General features: G+C 34.0%; 14 protein-coding genes and 1 tRNA gene. 6 read left to right on the top strand and 9 right to left on the bottom strand.

All coding sequences use genetic code 11. The annotated features are described in order from the left end of the window. Positions 1 to 8: 8 nt before the first annotated feature. The 5 genes from FG167_RS16475 to ribB all read left to right on the top strand — a co-directional run bounded on the left by FG167_RS16475 (position 9) and on the right by ribB (position 6,698). On the top strand, positions 9 to 377 hold the full coding sequence (locus tag FG167_RS16475; RefSeq protein ID WP_203459303.1) for a diacylglycerol kinase: 369 nt from the start codon (positions 9 to 11) through the stop codon (positions 375 to 377). Positions 378 to 546: 169 nt separating this feature from the next. Continuing rightward, entirely contained in the window at positions 547 to 2,976 is a 2,430-nt protein-coding gene (locus FG167_RS16480; protein WP_203459304.1) for a DNA translocase FtsK, read from the top strand. Positions 2,977 to 3,028: 52 nt separating this feature from the next. Further along, positions 3,029 to 3,664 carry an outer membrane lipoprotein carrier protein LolA gene (locus FG167_RS16485; RefSeq protein ID WP_203459305.1) on the top strand — a complete coding sequence of 212 codons (636 nt, stop codon included), beginning with the start codon at positions 3,029 to 3,031 and terminating at the stop codon, positions 3,662 to 3,664. A 31-nt stretch (positions 3,665 to 3,695) separates the two neighbouring features. Next, entirely contained in the window at positions 3,696 to 5,525 is a 1,830-nt protein-coding gene (locus FG167_RS16490) for an LptF/LptG family permease (protein ID WP_203459306.1), read from the top strand. Between the two features lie 15 nt (positions 5,526 to 5,540). After that, entirely contained in the window at positions 5,541 to 6,698 is a 1,158-nt protein-coding gene (ribB, locus tag FG167_RS16495; protein WP_203459307.1) for a 3,4-dihydroxy-2-butanone-4-phosphate synthase, read from the top strand. Between the two features lie 105 nt (positions 6,699 to 6,803). Here the strand turns inward: ribB and FG167_RS16500 are convergent, their stop codons facing one another. The 6 genes from FG167_RS16500 to FG167_RS16525 form a co-directional block, all read right to left on the bottom strand. After that, positions 6,804 to 7,613, bottom strand: a complete 810-nt coding sequence (locus tag FG167_RS16500; RefSeq protein ID WP_203459308.1) for a T9SS type A sorting domain-containing protein — start codon at positions 7,611 to 7,613, stop codon at positions 6,804 to 6,806. Between the two features lie 28 nt (positions 7,614 to 7,641). Next, entirely contained in the window at positions 7,642 to 8,607 is a 966-nt protein-coding gene (locus tag FG167_RS16505; RefSeq protein WP_203459309.1) for a hemagglutinin protein, read from the bottom strand. 17 nt (positions 8,608 to 8,624) lie between these two features. After that, entirely contained in the window at positions 8,625 to 9,917 is a 1,293-nt protein-coding gene (locus FG167_RS16510; protein ID WP_203459310.1) for a hypothetical protein, read from the bottom strand. A 157-nt stretch (positions 9,918 to 10,074) separates the two neighbouring features. After that, complete coding sequence (locus tag FG167_RS16515) at positions 10,075 to 11,268, bottom strand: DegT/DnrJ/EryC1/StrS aminotransferase family protein (RefSeq protein ID WP_203459311.1); 1,194 nt, start codon at positions 11,266 to 11,268, stop codon at positions 10,075 to 10,077. 98 nt (positions 11,269 to 11,366) lie between these two features. Then, positions 11,367 to 11,828: a thioredoxin family protein gene (locus FG167_RS16520; protein WP_203459312.1), complete on the bottom strand. Its 462-nt coding sequence runs from the start codon at positions 11,826 to 11,828 to the stop codon at positions 11,367 to 11,369. Between the two features lie 68 nt (positions 11,829 to 11,896). Continuing rightward, positions 11,897 to 12,532, bottom strand: coding sequence for a nitroreductase family protein (locus tag FG167_RS16525; protein WP_203459313.1), 636 nt, complete (start codon positions 12,530 to 12,532; stop codon positions 11,897 to 11,899). Between the two features lie 178 nt (positions 12,533 to 12,710). Between FG167_RS16525 and FG167_RS16530 the strand changes: the two genes are divergently transcribed. Then, positions 12,711 to 12,795 (top strand) — tRNA-Ser (locus FG167_RS16530). A gap of 441 nt (positions 12,796 to 13,236) precedes the next feature. On the opposite strand, the gene FG167_RS16535 is transcribed toward FG167_RS16530, so the two are convergent. The 3 genes from FG167_RS16535 to dinB are packed head-to-tail and all read right to left on the bottom strand — an operon-like array spanning position 13,237 to position 18,183. Continuing rightward, positions 13,237 to 13,977: an SOS response-associated peptidase gene (locus FG167_RS16535; protein WP_203459314.1), complete on the bottom strand. Its 741-nt coding sequence runs from the start codon at positions 13,975 to 13,977 to the stop codon at positions 13,237 to 13,239. A 34-nt stretch (positions 13,978 to 14,011) separates the two neighbouring features. Next, positions 14,012 to 16,969 (bottom strand): DNA polymerase III subunit alpha, encoded by a 2,958-nt coding sequence (locus FG167_RS16540; protein WP_203459315.1) that lies wholly within the window; start codon positions 16,967 to 16,969, stop codon positions 14,012 to 14,014. Next, on the bottom strand, positions 16,969 to 18,183 hold the full coding sequence (gene dinB, locus FG167_RS16545) for a DNA polymerase IV (protein ID WP_203459316.1): 1,215 nt from the start codon (positions 18,181 to 18,183) through the stop codon (positions 16,969 to 16,971). Before dinB ends, FG167_RS16540 begins: the two co-directional genes overlap by 1 nt. Between the last annotated feature and the right edge of the window lie 50 nt (positions 18,184 to 18,233).

An 18,233-nucleotide genomic window follows, 5' to 3' on the forward strand; every position in this document is an offset into this window, starting at 1 on the left:
GTTATTCCATGACAAAAAAAGAATCTTTTCTTGTAAACAGAATTAAAAGTGTGAAATATGCTTTTAAAGGTGCCTTTCTATTAATAACCACAGAAAACAGTATTAAAGTCCAATTTTGTATTGGTATTATCATGACCATTCTAGGGTTTTATTACCAACTTTCTAGCACAGAATGGATAATACAAATATTATGTATCGCACTTATTCTGGCTTTAGAAGGTATGAACACTGCCATTGAAGAAATTGCAGATTTTATTCACCCAGAGCATCATACAAAAATAGGAATTATTAAAGACCTTGCTGCCGGCGCTGTTTTTATTTTTGCAATTGCAGCATCTATTATAGGTTGCATTATATATATCCCAAAGATTTTTTAATATATTCCTTAGGAATTAATTTTCTTGAAAACATTGTTTACAATTTTTCAGAATAAAGTTTCGTTACCATTTGTAATTTGTATTTTTGTTTCCATCGGAACAAAATATATTTCAAAACACATTCAGAAAAATTAGAATTTAAAGATTTTCACTTTCGTGGAAAATAAGTATGGCAAAAAAGAAAACGAAAACTGCAAAGACCACAAAGACTGCAACCAAGAAAACGAAAACATTAAAAGCACCAAGTTTTAAGTTATCCAACCAGCAAAAACTAGTATTAGGTAGTTTATTAATAATACTTGGTTTATTGCTTTTTATAGCTTTTCTATCTTTCTTTTTTACAGGAAAAGCAGACCAAAGCACTTTATCGGAATTTGCATCTAGAAACGTAGAAACACAAAACTGGTTAAGCAAATCTGGTGTTTGGTTAAGCGACTTTTTTATACAACGTGGTTTTGGTATTGCATCCTTTATATTCTCTGGTTTAATATTTCTTTCTGGTGTTTATGTTTTACTAAATCTAAAAAAAGAAAAACTAGGCAAACATTGGTTTTGGGGAACATTAATAGTCATTTGGCTATCTATTCTATTTGGTTTTTTCGCATATAAAAATGACATATTAGGAGGTACTATTGGTTTTGAAATCAATGCATTTCTACAAGATTATATTGGCAAAATAGGAACCATTCTATTACTTGTTTTTGGTCTAATCACCTATTTAGCGATTCGTTTTGAAATGACGGTTGATACGTTTAAAAAGATTTTCAGAAAAGCTAAAAAAGAAATTAATGAAGAGATAGAAGACTTTAAAGAAGAATTCACTCCTATAGATAATGATTTAACTGCGGAAGCGGAAGAAATAAAAACAGCATATCAAGTTCCTTTAGATAATAAAGAACCTGAAATTAAAAAAGAAGTCAAAGTAGCAATTAAAACGGAAGACTTTCAAGTAGAAATAGCACAAGAAGAAGAAATTGAGGAAGTAATTCCAGAAAAGGTGGAAGAAGGTGAAATAGCCATGAAAGTGGAAAAAGTGGAAGAAGAACTTTCGGAAACCGATAATCTTGCCAACAAACTGGTAGAAGACTTTGGACAATTTGATCCGACTTTAGAACTTGGTAATTACCAATTCCCACCTTTAGATTTATTAAAAAAATACGATAACGAAGGTATTTCTATAAACCAAGAAGAGCTTGAAGAAAACAAAAACCGAATTGTTGAAACCTTAAGCAATTATAAAATTGGTATTGCAAGTATTAAAGCTACTATTGGTCCAACAGTAACATTATATGAAATTGTACCAGAAGCCGGAGTTCGTATTTCAAAAATTAAAAACCTAGAAGATGATATTGCCTTATCGCTTTCGGCGTTAGGTATTCGTATTATTGCTCCTATTCCTGGAAAAGGAACGATTGGTATTGAGGTACCAAATAAGAATTCGACGATTGTTTCTATGCGATCTGTAATTGCTTCGCAGAAATTCCAAAAATCGGATATGCAATTACCTATTGCTTTTGGTAAAACCATTAGTAACGAAACCTTTGTGGTCGATTTAGCCAAGATGCCACACATGCTTATGGCTGGAGCAACAGGTCAAGGTAAATCGGTAGGTTTAAATGCGGTACTTACTTCCCTACTCTACAAAAAACATCCTGCAGAAGTGAAGTTTGTTTTAGTAGACCCTAAAAAAGTAGAGCTTACTTTATTTAATAAAATTGAGCGCCATTATTTAGCAAAACTACCAGACGAAGCAGAAGCAATTATTACAGATAATACCAAAGTAATTAATACACTTAATTCACTTTGTATCGAAATGGATAACCGTTACGAAATGCTTAAGAATGCATTATGTCGTAACATTGTAGAATATAACACCAAGTTTAAAGCACGTAAATTAAATCCGAATGACGGACATGCATTTTTACCATACATTGTTTTGGTGGTAGATGAGTTTGCCGATTTAATTATGACTGCTGGTAAAGAAGTAGAAACTCCTGTTGCGCGTTTAGCACAATTAGCGCGTGCTATTGGAATTCATTTAATTGTTGCAACACAAAGACCTTCGGTAAATGTAATTACAGGTATTATTAAAGCAAATTTCCCAGCAAGAATCGCTTTTAGAGTAACGAGTAAAATAGATTCTCGAACTATTTTAGATGGCTCTGGAGCAGACCAACTTATTGGTCGTGGAGATATGTTATATACCCAAGGAAACGAGTTAGTACGTATACAATGTGCTTTTGTAGATACGCCAGAAGTAGAAAGAATAGTCGATTTTATTGGTGCACAAAAAGCATATCCGGATGCACATTTACTTCCAGAGTACGTTGGTGAAGAAAGTGGCACAAGTCTTGATATAGATATAAGCGATAGAGATAAATTATTTCGCCAAGCTGCCGAACTAATTGTTATTGCACAACAAGGGTCTGCATCCTTATTGCAACGTAAGTTAAAATTAGGATACAATCGTGCAGGACGATTAATAGACCAATTGGAAGCTGCTGGAATTGTTGGCGGTTTTGAAGGAAGTAAAGCTAGACAAGTTTTAGTTCCAGATTTAGTAAGTCTTGATCAATTATTAGAAAACGAAAGTATATAACAAATAAAAAACTAAATATTTTCGCATAAGCGGAAATGAAAAAAATTATTCCATGAAGAAGTTAATTTTCATATTTACCATTTTAATAAGCATGACTAGTTTTGCTCAAAACGAAGCAAAATCCTTATTAGACGAAGTTTCTCAGAAAGTAAAAAGCTACGATAATATAGCTATCGATTTTAAATATATGCTGCATAATAATGCCGAAAATATCAAACAAGAAACGCGTGGTGATGTAGTAATGCAAGGCGAAAAATACAAACTAAACATACTAGGTGTCACTAGAGTTTACGACGGAAAAATACTATATAGCATCAGTCCTGAAGACGAACAAGTAACCATTTCTACCGAAAGTATGGATGAAGAAGGAAGCATTACGCCAAGTAAAATGTTGTCCTTTTACGAAGATGGGTTCACCTACAAAATGGACATTGTTCAAAATGTACAAGGAAGAAAAATACAGTATGTACAATTAACTCCTATAGATTCTAATTCGGAAATCAAAACCGTTCTTTTAGGTATTGATGCACAAACAAAAAATATCTACAATTTAATTGAAACAGGTAAAAATGGAACAAAAACCACTTTAACTGTTAATTCTTTTAAAACTAATGAGACTATATCAAAAACCTTATTTACCTTTGACAAAAGTAAGTTTAAAGACTACTACATAGAAAAATTAGATTAGGTTAATTAAAGAATAGCAATACATTTAAAGTGTGAAAATATTAGACAGATACATTTTAAGCACTTATCTCAAAACCTTTATCAGCGTGTTTTTAATACTCATGCTGATTTTTGTTTTACAAACTATTTGGCTATTCATCAAAGAATTAGCGGGTAAAGACTTAGATTTAATTGTAGTTTTAAAGTTCTTACTGTACTACTCACCAAAGTTAATTCCGTTAGTATTACCACTAACCATCCTCCTTGCCTCTATTATGGTATTTGGTAATTTTGCCGAAAACTATGAGTTTGCAGCCATGAAATCTACAGGGATTTCACTACAACGCGCCATGACTGGTTTAGGAATCTTTATTGGTATACTTGGTATTACCACCTTCTTTTTTAGCAATAGTGTAATCCCTTGGGGAGAATACAATTCATATAATTTACGTAACAATATTAAAAAACTAAAACCTGCAATGGCTATTGCGGAGGGACAGTTTAATGATGTTGGAGACTTTAATATTAAGGTAGAAGAAAAAAGTGGTCTAAACGGAAAAGACCTTAAAGGTGTTGTTATTCATAAAAAAAGTAGTACTTCTAGAGGTAACAAAAACAACACAACTATAGTATCTAAAACAGGTGAACTTATTGGTGATGATAAATCCAGTGTATTAAAACTAATACTACACGATGGTTATTTTTATGATGATACACCTCCTAAAAAATTTAAGGACAGAGAAAAACATCCTTTAGTAAAGAGCGCTTTTAAAACATATACGTTCAACATTGACTTAACGGAAGAGAACAACCAGGATTTAGATGAGAAAAATATTTCAGATAAATACAGCATGCTTAATGTAAAAGACTTAAACTATACTATTGATTCGCTTGCTCTGGAGAATAAAAAAGTTTACGATGAATTTTCTGAAAATCTATACAACAGATCACAAATTACATCCTTAGACAAAGGCTTAAAACCCAAAAAATATTCCATCTTTAATGGGGATATTTTAAGTTTGTATGATACTAAGAAAAACATGCAATTAATAGATTTAGCACTAAATTCTACGAATAGCACAAGGCAAATGATAGTCTCTAAAGAGAAATTCTTAAAAAATAAAAAACGTAATTACAACAAACATATCGTTGCTTTACATGAGAAATTCGCTTTAGGTTTTGCTTGTGTTATCTTATTTTTTGTTGGTGCTCCACTTGGTGCATTAATTAGAAAAGGAGGAATTGGCTTACCTATGGTTATTGCTATTCTATTATTTTTAACCTATCACTTTATAGGGATTTTTGCAAAAAATAGTGCTAATGATGGAAGTATAAATCCGGTACTTGCCCCTTGGCTTTCTACTATTATTATGTTTCCTTTGGGAGTATTTTTAACAAGAAGAGCAACGGCAGACAGAGGTTTATTTGAGTTTGATCATATTATTGAACCGATAAAAAAACTCTTTAAAATTAAATCCGATACAGAAACCGAAGTCGTTTTAAATACCGAAGAAAGTGCAGTTAATATAAAGAATATAGAGCAAGCAAAATCTATTTTTACAGCGTATAGCTTTCATTCTAAAACGGCATTAATTTTCTATATCACAGGATTAATATTATTTATATTATTCTTTGTGTTTAAAAACAATGAACTTCCTAATTTTGCTTCGGCAGCAGTACAACTAAGTATCGTTTCGTTTGTAATGCTACTTATTTACTATATAAAATCGTTTTTAAACATAAATGCACTTTATGGATTCATGGATGAAAAAACAATTTCTAAAAAACCAACAACACTACTTTTTGGTTATGTTTTTTATCCGTTGACGCATTTTTTAAGACGAAATAAAATTAATGAAGACTTTTCTAATACATTAAAATAAGAATACCTTTGCAACATGATAACACCAACAAAAGAAAGCAATAAGAAAGAGTATACTCTAGATACTATTGAAGCAGCCATAACCGATATTAAAAACGGTAAAGTTATTATTGTTGTCGATGATGAAGATAGAGAAAACGAAGGCGATTTTATTGCCGCAGCAGAAAAAGTAACTCCGGAAATGATTAATTTCATGGCTACTCATGGTCGTGGACTAATTTGCGCGCCATTAACCGAAGATCGCTGTGAAGAATTAAATCTGGATATGATGGTACAAAACAACACTGTTTTACACCATACACCATTTACAGTATCTGTCGATTTAATAGGACATGGTTGTACCACCGGAATTTCGGTACACGATAGGTCTAAGACGATTGAATTTTTAGTAAAAGAAGACACCAAACCCCAAGATTTAGGTCGTCCAGGACATATTTTTCCTTTACGTGCCAAAAACGGAGGTGTTTTACGTAGAACAGGACATACCGAAGCTTCTGTAGATTTAGCACGTTTAGCTGGCTTAAAACCTGCTGGGATTTTAGTAGAAATTTTAAATGAAGACGGAACCATGGCACGTTTACCACAATTGGTAAAAGTTGCGAAGAAATTCGACTTAAAAATTATTTCTATCGAAGATCTAGTTGCTTACCGTATGGAGCACGATTCCTTAATAGAGAAAAAAGAAGACTTTAATATTGAAACGCGCTTTGGAAACTTTCGTTTAAGAGCATATCATCAAACCACAAACGACCAAATTCATATTGCACTAACCAAAGGTTCTTGGTCTGCAAACGAAACGGTTTTAACACGTGTAAACTCTACACTTGTTAATAATGACATACTTGGCACTTTAACCAATAATGCAGATGAAAAACTAGACGACATGTTTAAAGTGATTAACGATGCTGGAAAAGGTGCCGTTATTTTCATCAACCAGCAATCGCAATCGATGAATCTTTTAAAACGATTAAGTATTTTAAAAGAAACACAAACAGAAGGTGAAGTAGTAAAAGCGCCTAGTATTGAAATGGATTCTAAAGATTTCGGTATTGGCGCACAAATTCTACACGATTTAAATATCCATAAACTAAAATTAATCTCTAACACGCAACAAACCAAACGTGTTGGTATGATTGGATATGGCTTGGAGATTGTAGAGTATGTAGGGTATTAAAAGAACCCGTTACCATATATATTTAAGTAAAAGAAAAGGGGAATTATTGTAGCTTGCGCTAGAATAGTTCCCCTAATTACTTCGATTAATAGCATTTTTAAATTCTTATTCAATAAGCACTTTTCTAGTTAGTGTTTGTTGATTCGCATATATTTTCAGCAAATACATACCAGCATTTAATGTATTCACTTGTATTTGTTTGGTATCGTTACTACGTAAAACGAGTTTCCCCGTCACATCATAAAGCGCTACTTTTTCTACTGGAAATGTAGCCGATATATGAATCACATTGGACGCAGGATTTGGGTATACCGAAAGCTTCACACTATCCGTAACCAAAATTTCATCTACAGACAAGGTTTCAAAATTAATACTATTTGCCGTTGCATCATGCGCTCCGAAATAATTGGTTGTTGTTCCTGTAAAACTCACATTTAAGAAATTTTCAGAAAAAGTAGCCAAAACAAAAGGATCGTCATTATTAGCTAACGTTATGGTACCTGTTGTTGGATTTGTTGTTGCTATAATATCAAAAACAGCCAATTGAATAGGCACGCCATTTTCGGCATTTATAAAATAATTAGTAACCCCTGGAACTCTCAATATTTGAAAAAGTTCTTTTCCAGCATCTGTACCACTAGAATAACCAATCCATTCACCAGCCGGAATACCAGAATCTGCTGCTTGAAAATTACCAATGGATATCCCCAATCCTTCTGGTACATAAAAAGCAGCGCCAAGATCTGCCGTATTCCCATTTGGTGCATCAAAATTTGGTGTAGCTAGCAAAGCCATTTGATAGTTGTCTGTTGCAGGATTTACACCAAGAAAACTTAAACTATACTGATAAGCATCTTGCGCCTGAAGCATTATGGTTAATAAGACTAAAACGAAAGTTAAATATTGTTTTTTCATAATTGTAAATTTTAAAATGGTTTATTTTTTAATTTGGAATTTGACTTAGTAATAGAAATAAATTGGAACCGGAACCATTATTCGGATGATTCAAAATAATATCCTTTATCATATTGGTGTCATTATTAGCACCTAAATAGCGTACAGTTCCATCTAAATTAATATCTGCATTATTATATCCCGAAAACGGAATTAAATTAACACCAGAAGGATTATTAGGATGGTTTAACACTTCATCTTTAATAAAGTTAGTATCATTACCTCCCCCTAAATAACGAACGGCATTATCGCCATTTGCATTTCCTGCCCAAAGTGCCATATCACCAGAAGCAAGTGTAATTTGCGCATGATTTCCAAAAGTGGGAAAACTACTGCTCTTAAAATTGACTACCGTTGCGGTATCTTCAGATAAACCAATAGTGGATGCACTCATGGCTCCTAAATGATTTCTATGGTTTACCACCACATAATAGTTGCTTGGTGCTGCATTCATAAGTAGATTGGTTACACCATCTACACCTACCACATCCCCATCCCGCTGTAGGAGTGCCGATTTACCATTAATGACTTTGGTATTATCAATTGCCGCTCTAAGTTCTACCCAAACCCAATCTACAATAGCATTGTTTCCTGTAATGGTAAATACCGAAGCATCACAAGTAGCTGCATCTTTATACGGACTAGTAGTTGGCAGTAATGATGCACGTAAATTATCATTCATTAAACCAGTGACTGCTGGACTTAAAAGGGCACCTTGTAAAAACAGTTTCGGGTCTATTTTTATTTTAAAATTGGCGTTTATAAAACCTTCAGAAACCTGAACTTGGTCTACCTTTAACTCCTGTATATGGACTTCACCAATAGTATAAAGTATACTTATGTTTCCAACAGTTTCCGAAGCTCCCCCACTATCGACACTAAACGTATCTATAGTTTGTGCAGTACTGCATATGGTATAACTATAAAGGAATGCTAAAATTAATAATGTTTTCATAATACTTCTTTTTTAGATTATTTATAGGTAATAAATTGGAAATCACCTTGAATTAATGCTCCTGAAGCGTTATATAAGTAAACCAGTAATTTTCCGTTCACACTATTTACACGTTCTCCAAAAACAGCAGCAGAATTACTTGTAACAACAGTGGTATAGTGATACCAGAAATAATATTCTCCAGGAATCGTAATTTCATATCTACTTTCTGCTGCAACCCAAGTGGAGCTATAGTTTCCGGAACCTGAAGGTGTATTCCCGGCAGCTCTAACAAAACCGTATGCTAGTGGACCTACAGCAGCTGTAGTTTGTACGCTATTATCTTCAAATTGCACCGATTTAAATTCAGCAGAACCATCACTATTTATAGCAGCAACGATATTCGATCCATTTTGCATTTCTATAAATTGAGAACCCGATGTAGATCCAGTAGGAACAATAAGTTCTATAAGATCTTTTCCTAAGGGTTGGTCCAAACTTTCAATACGAACGGTATTTGCTGTACCAGAAGTTTGCAGTACAGACAAAGGATTTACTGGCGTATTAGTACCAATACCAACGCGACCTTCATTTTGTGCCATCGTTACATCTCCATTAGATTTCAATCTCAATCTCACAGCTCCAGATAATATGTCATCATTAGAGCTTGCAATCTGAAGTTCATTATTTGTAGCATTATTGAAGGACCAATCTATATTTGATGCTCCAGGTCGAAAAAGTTGCAGCGATGCCGTTTCAGATACAGAAGTCACACGAGCTTTTGTAAATCCACTTCCCTTTACATCTAGTTCTGCAAGCGGTGTATTGGTACCAATTCCCACTTTCCCATCATTATAAAAAGCATTTATACCATTGGTTTCCCAAACTGCATTTTCAACATCTTTAGCGACTAAAGCATAAGGCACCGTTTTAAATTGCGTGGTTCCTAAATCGACTAAGCCAGCACCAACATTTACCTGCACGTTTAAATAATGATCATCATTTCCCCAATCTATTGCAGAAAAATTGTATCCAGATATCCCTTCTCCAATATTAACGATAATCATGCCGTTGGCATCGGTATTTAAAGTATGGCTTTCTTGATACACATTATTAGTAAGTGCTACACCTTCATATATAGTAAATTGAATACTTATTGGTGCAGACACCATCACGTTACCTGTTGCGTCTTTAATAACCGCTTTATAGTTAATTCCGTTTTGGGCAATGCTACTTAGCGTTAACAGTAAAGTCATAAATAAAGTGAGTGCTTTTTTACTCGCTAGATATTTACTCTTTTTGAATTCGTGGTTTTTGTAAAAATAGTTCATGATTTTTGATTTTTATTTAATGGATTAATAGCTGTTTACTTCTTATTTATACCTTAAAAATCAAAAGGTTAACATTTCACAATATTATTTTTTAAAACAAAAAAAAACCCTTTTAAGCTATTGCCTAAAAGGGATTTGAAGAATTTATATCTTTTTTTTAAATCGAAGCACGAATTGCTGCAACCATTTTTTCTGCACGAAGTTTTACTTCTTCTTCCGTCCAAGATAATTTTATTAAACAAGAGATATTTCTAGCTATAAAATCGTCAGATTTCGAATAATCTGCAGTTTCTAAGTATTTCAATCCTTTTTTCACTTCTGCAGGAATAGGATATAATGTTTTTAAATCTTTAAGATGTTGCCATTTTCTAATATAATGCCATTGGTTATCATAATAATGAAAACAAGCATCGATACCATTTTCTTTTAATGCTGCCGAAGCTTTTCTGGTGGTTTCTAAATCCGCTAAAAAGAAACTTAAAAACGAATAGCTTTCTTCTCCTCCTTCCGGAACCGTTCTAAAAACAACTTCTGGAATTTGTGCTAAAGCATCCCGAAGAATGGTATAATTTTTTTTCTGAATCGCTACAAATTCGTCTAATCTATTAATTTGTGCCAAACCAACTGCTGCGTGTAATTCTGAAATACGGAAGTTATATCCTAAAAAAGGATGTGTTTCTGCACCTCTATCGTTTCCTTTATGGTCATGTCCGTGATCACTAAAATGATCTGCATGCAATGCGTATTTCGGATTGTTTGTTAGTACCACACCACCTTCTCCAGCGGTAATTATTTTTACAAAATCTAAAGACAAACATCCCAAATCACCAATACTACCAAGAGGTTTCCCTTTATAGGTTGCTCCTGTTGCTTGTGAAGAATCTTCGATTAATATTAAATTATTCGTATCGCAAATATTTTTTAAAGCATCTAGATTTGCCATACTTCCGCACATATGGACAGGCATAACCGCTTTTGTATTTGGTGTAATTGCTTTTTTAACGGCTTCCGGATTTAAAGTTAGCGTATCATCGATATCCACTAAAACAGGAACAGCGCCAAGCATCATAATAGCTTCAAAACTGGCAACAAAAGTAAATGTAGGCATGATAACCTCATCACCTGCTCCAATTCCTGCAGCAGCCATTGCAATAGAAACCGCAGCGGTACCACTAGACACTAATTGTGCGTGTTGTACTTGCAATTTATCTTGTAAAGCTTGTTCTAGTTCTTTTGCTTTCCAATGTCCGTTTCGCATGGCATCAAAACCATAGCGCATCAGCACACCATTTTCTAGTACATCGTTTACTTCTTTACGTTCTTTATCTCCAAAAAGTTCAAATCCAGGCATAATTTATAGTAATTGTTATTGCAAATTTACGTTTAATATAAGGAATAAAAAAAGCGTCAAAACTATTCGTATTGACGCTTTTTTTATATTTAATTTCATTAATAATTCTCTAATACAGAATCTACAAATGCATCGTGTCTATCTGTTTCTCTTAAAAAGGTATATCCCGAAATTTCGCCAATAACCTTTCCACTTGCGTTAAGGGCAACAATATTTGGGTAACTACCGTTTTTATTATATTTATGTACTAGTGCTATATTTTTCTCCTTTTGTTCTGGAGAAATAATATCTATTCTTCTTGGCATATCTACCATTAAAAGCACCATGCTTTTTGCTTTCTCTTCAAATGCTGGCGAATTGAAAAAATCTTCTTTCAACATTTTACAAGGCGGACACCAATCACTTCCTGTGAAATATACTAAAATCGGTTTTTTCTCTTTAGAAGATACGGATTTTGCTTGATCAATATCTGTTAACCAATTTAGGTTAGACATTTCTTCTTCTTGCGAAAAAACACTACTTACAAAAGCAAAAGCTACTATTAGAATTAGATTTTTCATCTTTAAAATGGATATGGTGATTTATACAAATGTATATTTTTTTTTAATATAACAACAATCTTGCCAGTTTATTGTTGGTGTAGGATTACCGATTCGGAAACCGTTTTTCTTACTTTTTTAAATCCGGCAAACATATCGTCTTCTGCGCGATAGCCAATTGGCATTATTAATACCGATTTTAATCCTTTGCTTTTTAAATCTAATATCTCGTCGTATTTCTCTGGGCTAAATCCTTCCATCGGACAAGAATCAATGCCTTGTGTAGCACAAACGGTTAGCATGTTTCCCATGGCTAGATAGGCTTGTTTGGTTGCCCAATCCTCAATGGCTTCTTGTTGTTTTTTAGAGAAGTCATCGATTAAAAAATCGCGAAACGGATTTAAAATAGCGTCTGGCGTATCTCTTATATTTTTAATTCTATTAAAATAGTTTAGTATGAATTCTTTATTAATATTGGTTTCAATACAGAATACTAATACCTGCGATGCTTGTGCTACTTGCTGCTGATTCATAGAATGTTCTACTAAATCTGCCTGCAATTTTTTATCCTGAATGACCACCAACTTTATAGGTTGTAAGCCATAAGATGTTGCTGTTAGATTAAATGCATCACAGAGTATTTGTAAAGATTTTTTATCAACTAACAGTTCTTGGTTGAAGGTTTTTGTAGCATATCGCCAAGATAAATGGTCTATTATATTCATTCTAGTTACTTATTTTGGCAAAAATACTATTTGTAATGACTTAATAACCAAGTTCTGCAAAAACTTATTGGGAGCAGAATAAAAAAAAAGTAATAAAACTTCACTTTTTTATTGGTAGGAACTAAAAAGGATTATATATTTGCACTCGCATTTGGAGAATATCCAATGAGGCACTCAAGGAGAATTGGCAGAGTGGTCGAATGCGGCAGTCTTGAAAACTGTTGAGGGTCACACCTCCGGGGGTTCGAATCCCTCATTCTCCGCAAAAGGAAAAACCATAACGAAAGTTATGGTTTTTTTGTTTTATATAAAATGCAAAGTTTTGCTTTAGTATTTTATGCAAAACAAAAATACAAATCAAGCTTTACTTGATTTGGTTTTCTATGCTTGTATTGGATAACCTTGGCGGGATATGCAATCCGAATGCTCCGCAAAAGGAAAAACCATAACGAAAGTTATGGTTTTTTTGTTTTATACAAAATGCAAAGTTTTGCTTTAATATTCCATGTAAACAAAAATACAAATCAAGCTTTACTTCATTTGGTTTTCTATGCTTGTATTGGATTACCTTGGCGGGATATGCAATCCGAATGCTCCGCAAAAGAACCCCATAAACTCCATATTTACGGTTTTATAATTCTAAATTGTACGATTCTTGTACGACTGGTAACTTCCATATTTCTACTACACCACAATGGGAAATCTTAAAACAACGTTTCATTCCATTCAGGAAAGGCAACTTTTTGAATAATAGTATTAATATTACTATCTACTTTCGGATTAAATAAATCGGTACTAACCGTATACGTTTCTAAACTAGATTCTGGAAAATCTTCCAGTATTAAATCCTTAATATTCTTTTCGCTTAAATCTGAAGACAACCAATTAGAATAATTACTTTCCTTTAAAATTACTGGTTGCCTTTTTTTAACGTTATGAATTTTAGCAAATAATGGAGAAGCTTCTTTAGTTAAAATGGTAAAGGTGATATAAGTATCCATTACAGAATAGAATCCCGCCAATGCTAATGGCTGTTTTTCTGCGTGCTGAATAAAGTATGGATATTTCTTTTTATTATATTCATGTGGTTCAAAAAAACCAGTTACAGGAATTATGCAACGTTTCTCCATAACAGATTCCTTATAAAGAAAATGATCAAATATTTTTTCTGACCTTGCATTTAATCCGCCTCCATACTTAACAGCTTCTTTGTAAAATGCTTTTATTTGATCTGAAGGTTTATGCGAAGGAACAATTCCCCAGACACCAGGAGCTATTACTTCTGCTTTCTCTTGTGGAATTACTAACATATTTGGATGTGCAAAACCATTTAAATGGTAATTTGGTGTATCAAAAACAGGACGTAAGTTATCGTTACTAATTTTAACTTTAAAATGCTTTTCAAGTTTTTTTGTTTTTTGAGTGGTACTAGTATGAAAACACATTATCTATAATTTTAAGGAAAGTTATAAAATAAATTTAACTTCCTCTCGGATCTAGTTTTAACGCTAATTTTCTGGACCAAACAATATCCAAACTGCAAAAATCGAAAGACACGGTTACTTTTCCGAAACAAGCATACACACCTAAACCATGAATGGGATATTTCTCTACCACTTTCGTAAAATGTACCGTATCAAAATAATTCCCTTCTTGATCTGTAAAGGTGCAAAAACGCAATATTTTTCCGTTAGAAGCTTTATGAAATCTAGTATTTACCAAAACGCCATAAAGTAAAACCGTTTTATTAATATGTGTATTCAAATCTTTAACCAAAATACTATCGTTTAGCGGCTCGTCAATTAAATCGAAATAATCACACAACGGAAACCCTAACAATTCCATTTGGTCATACGCTTCTTCTACAAAAGAAGTAGTAATGGTTGGCAAATCAAACTGCTTATGTTCTGTTTTAAATAGTTTGGCTTGCGCTGTTTTTGCTTTAGAAACACGCAGTTTAAAAATAGCTTGCCACAACAATGCAATCTTAGATCGTTTTGTAAACCGAAAAGCATCAATCCGAATCAGAATCGTTAACTGCTCTATGCTAATGGTGACTCTATCGATAAAATCGTCTAACGATTTAAACCTTCCATAAAGCTGTCTTTCGCTTAATATTCGTTTAACAACTAGAACTTCTAAACTTTTTAAATACCCAAAACCCAAATAAATACGTTTCCCTTTTATAATTGTTGGATGATCGCTGGTATTTACGCAAGGCGGATTAATAATTCCGCCACACATTTTAGTTTCATGAATATAATGTTCTGCACTATAAAATCCGCCGCCATTATTTAAAACAGCTACCATAAATTCTAAAGGAAAATAACATTTTAAATACAAGCTCTGATAGCTTTCTACCGCATAGGAAGCCGAATGCCCTTTTGCAAATGCATAGCCTGCAAAGCTTTTAATTTGGTTCCAGACTTCCAACGTTAATTCGTCTTTATAACCTCTAGCTTTACAATTAGCAATGAATTTTTCTTCTACAGCTACAAATTCCGATTTCGAACGATATTTCCCGCTCATTCCTCTTCTTAGCACATCTGCTTCGCCTAACGTTAATCCTGCAAACTGATTCGCCACTTTTAGAACATCTTCTTGATACACCATAATTCCGTAGGTATCTGGCATAATCTGAAGCAATATCGGATTGGCTTCTTTGCGTTTTTCAGGATGCCGTTGCCGCACTATAAATTCCTGTTTCATTCCAGATCCGGAAACACCTGGTCTAATAATAGAACTTGCTGCAACCAATCCTAAATAATCTTGTGTTTGTAGCTTTTGCATCAATCCGCGCATGGCTGGTGATTCTACATAATAGGCACCAATCGCTTTTCCGCTTTTAAGCAAATGATTAATCTTCGGATCTTTTTTAAACTTCTCGACTTGGGTAATATCAATTGGCGGTAATTCTGGTCGGTTGTATCTTATAATTTCTATAGCTTCTTTAATTTTTGCTAATCCGCGTTGTCCTAAAATATCAAACTTAAAAACACCAACATCTTCAGCAATCATCATATCAAATTGTACCGTTGGAAAGCCTTTTGGTGGCATGTCTGTTGCCGAATAATAATAAATTGGTTTATCTAGAATTAGAATACCACAAGAATGCACGCTTATATAATTTGGAAAGCCTTTAATTAAATCGCCATATTTTAAAACTAAAGCGGAAATCTCATCTAGAGCATCTTTAGAGAATCGTCCGCTACTCAATTTATCGATTTCCTCTTTTGGCAAGCCGAATACTTTTCCCAATTCCCGAACAACCGCTTTATATTTAAAGGTATTATAGACTGCTAACAGCGCCACGTTTTTAAAGCGTTTAAAAATATAGTTGGTAATATCTTCGCGATCTTTCCAAGAAAAATCAATATCAAAATCTGGTGGTGATGCGCGAAACGGATTGATAAAACGCTCAAAATACAAATCCAATTCAATAGGATCTACATCAGTAATTCCTATAATATAAGCGACAATACTATTGGCACCACTTCCTCTGCCAACGTGGATATAATCCATGCTTTTAGAATAGGTAATAATATCATAATTGATTAAAAAATAGGATACAAAATCCAAGTCCTTAATGGTTTTTAATTCGGTAGCTACACGTTGCATTACTTTTTCATTCGGATTCGAATACCTGCTATGCAATTTAGTAGCACACAAGGTTTCTAACATCTTATAATCTGCTTCCTTAGTCTCTAAATACACACTTTGGTTTTGTGGAGCTCTATCTTTTCCGAAGTAAAAATTAATGGTACAAGCATCTAAAAGCTGTGCTGTATTTTCTATAATAAACGGAAAATCTGCAAACGCTTTTTTCAGGTTTTCTAAAGACAGCATCACATCTGTTTCCCGGCATTCTTCCGTTTTTTGAAGCTTGCTTAACAAGGTGTTATTATCTATTGCTCGCAATAATCGATGGGCATTAAAATCCCGTTGACTTCTAATAGTCACCTGTTGGTGAACGACTAGCTTTTCTTTAAAATCTTTATAAACGGAAAAAGGAAGCTTCCGAAGTTCTTCCGCAGAAACACCAATAAATTCATTCGCATAAAAAACAGTCTTTTCCTGTTGCAAAACCTGTTCAAACGGATAAATAACAAAGGCATTTTCAAAGCTTGGTGCCACATTAGGGATTTTCGTTTTACTATGGCTATGCTGTGATAAAAAGGCATTCAATTCCTGAAAACCGGCATTATTTTTCGCCAATCCCACAAACTGCTGTGCTGCGCCATTTCTAAAATCGATACCAACAATAGGTTTAATAGCATATTGTTTCGCTTTTTGGACAAAATTCAGACATGCCGAAGTATTATTAATATCGGTTAAAGCAAGGGTTTGGATACCGTTTTCTTTCGCTAATGCTAATAAATCGACTTCCGAAAAGGTACCAAAACGCAAGGAGTAATAGCTATGACAATTTATATACATTATAGTTTTCTATGTGCTAATACAACTGGTGGTTCGCCATTGAACGGGTTATTAAAACGCCCTATGGTTTTTGCGCCTATCGATCCTGCTTTTTGGATACTTAATTCGCCATATTTTCCTCTTATAGTATCCATAGCATGATACAAACGCAGCATTTCTTCGGTATCATCAAAAAGGTTGATTTGGTAATTCCCACTAACAATATGCGTGAACTTTACGCCTACCAATCGGATTAATAATCGGCGTTGGTACAACTGATCAAAGAGTTCTAAAATTTTAGGAATAATCACATGGTCTGCACTGGTGTACGGAATCTTATGCTGTTTGGTGTAGGTATTAAAATCCGAATAACGAATCTTTACACTAATACAAGCGGTTAGCTTCTCCCCTTTTCGCAACTGATAGGCAAGATTTTCTGCCATCGCAAAAACGGTCGTTCGCAATTTAGTGACATCAATAGTATCTTTGGTAAACGTGCGTTCTGTAGAAATAGACTTCCGTTCATGAAAAGGAATTAATGGCGGGTTATCGATACCATTGGCACGTTTCCAAATGGTTCTACCGTTTACTCCCAAAGCGCTGACTAACATTTCCACAGGCATTTGTTGTACCACACGAACGGTATCTACGCCTAAATTTCTTAAAATTTGATAGGTTTTCGTACCCACCGAAGGTATTTTCTTAATCGATAAAGGTGCTAAAAACGATTTTTCAAAACCAGGATCTATTTGCAATTGGTTATTGGGTTTCGCTTCGCCTGTAGCAACCTTGGAAACAATCTTATTTGCCGATAACCCGAAGGAAATTGGCAAACCGGTTTCTCGAATGATAGTTGCTCGCAATTCCGAAGCATACTTATAGCTTCCAAAAAAGGTATCCATACCACTTAAATCGGCATAAAACTCATCGATACTCGCCTTTTCAAAAAGGGGAACTTTCTCCTTAATAATTTCGGTCACCAGATGGGATTGTTTGGTATAAATGGAAGCATTGCCACGAATGACTACTGCTTCCGGACATAAACGTCGTGCCACCTTCATTGCCATACCAGAATGCACTCCAAAACGTCTAGTTTCATAGCTACAAGCAGCCACAACACCTCTATCTCCAGTGCCTCCAACCAGTAATGGTCTTTTCTGTAAACGACTATCTATCAGTCGTTCACAAGACACAAAAAAGGTATCTAAATCCAGATGCAAAATATTTTTTTTCATGTTGTAAAATTAGCTACATTTACAAGCAATTATTGCTTATATTTGTAGCA

Origin of the sequence: Lacinutrix sp. WUR7, assembly GCF_016864015.1 — a bacterium.
In the GTDB taxonomy this organism is placed as follows: Bacteria; Bacteroidota; Bacteroidia; order Flavobacteriales; family Flavobacteriaceae; genus Oceanihabitans.

What these genes read in the sequence shown, in the direction of transcription:
- FG167_RS16515 (WP_203459311.1), bottom strand. Translation starts at nt 11,268, where the DNA reads ATGCCTGGATTTGAACTTTTTGGAGATAAAGAACGTAAAGAAGTAAAC.
- FG167_RS16540 (WP_203459315.1), bottom strand. Translation starts at nt 16,969, where the DNA reads ATGTATATAAATTGTCATAGCTATTACTCCTTGCGTTTTGGTACCTTT.
- FG167_RS16485 (WP_203459305.1), top strand. Translation starts at nt 3,029, where the DNA reads ATGAAGAAGTTAATTTTCATATTTACCATTTTAATAAGCATGACTAGT.
- dinB (WP_203459316.1), bottom strand. Translation starts at nt 18,183, where the DNA reads ATGAAAAAAAATATTTTGCATCTGGATTTAGATACCTTTTTTGTGTCT.
- FG167_RS16510 (WP_203459310.1), bottom strand. Translation starts at nt 9,917, where the DNA reads ATGAACTATTTTTACAAAAACCACGAATTCAAAAAGAGTAAATATCTA.
- ribB (WP_203459307.1), top strand. Translation starts at nt 5,541, where the DNA reads ATGATAACACCAACAAAAGAAAGCAATAAGAAAGAGTATACTCTAGAT.
- FG167_RS16505 (WP_203459309.1), bottom strand. Translation starts at nt 8,607, where the DNA reads ATGAAAACATTATTAATTTTAGCATTCCTTTATAGTTATACCATATGC.
- FG167_RS16500 (WP_203459308.1), bottom strand. Translation starts at nt 7,613, where the DNA reads ATGAAAAAACAATATTTAACTTTCGTTTTAGTCTTATTAACCATAATG.
- FG167_RS16520 (WP_203459312.1), bottom strand. Translation starts at nt 11,828, where the DNA reads ATGAAAAATCTAATTCTAATAGTAGCTTTTGCTTTTGTAAGTAGTGTT.
- FG167_RS16480 (WP_203459304.1), top strand. Translation starts at nt 547, where the DNA reads ATGGCAAAAAAGAAAACGAAAACTGCAAAGACCACAAAGACTGCAACC.
- FG167_RS16535 (WP_203459314.1), bottom strand. Translation starts at nt 13,977, where the DNA reads ATGTGTTTTCATACTAGTACCACTCAAAAAACAAAAAAACTTGAAAAG.
- FG167_RS16475 (WP_203459303.1), top strand. Translation starts at nt 9, where the DNA reads ATGACAAAAAAAGAATCTTTTCTTGTAAACAGAATTAAAAGTGTGAAA.
- FG167_RS16525 (WP_203459313.1), bottom strand. Translation starts at nt 12,532, where the DNA reads ATGAATATAATAGACCATTTATCTTGGCGATATGCTACAAAAACCTTC.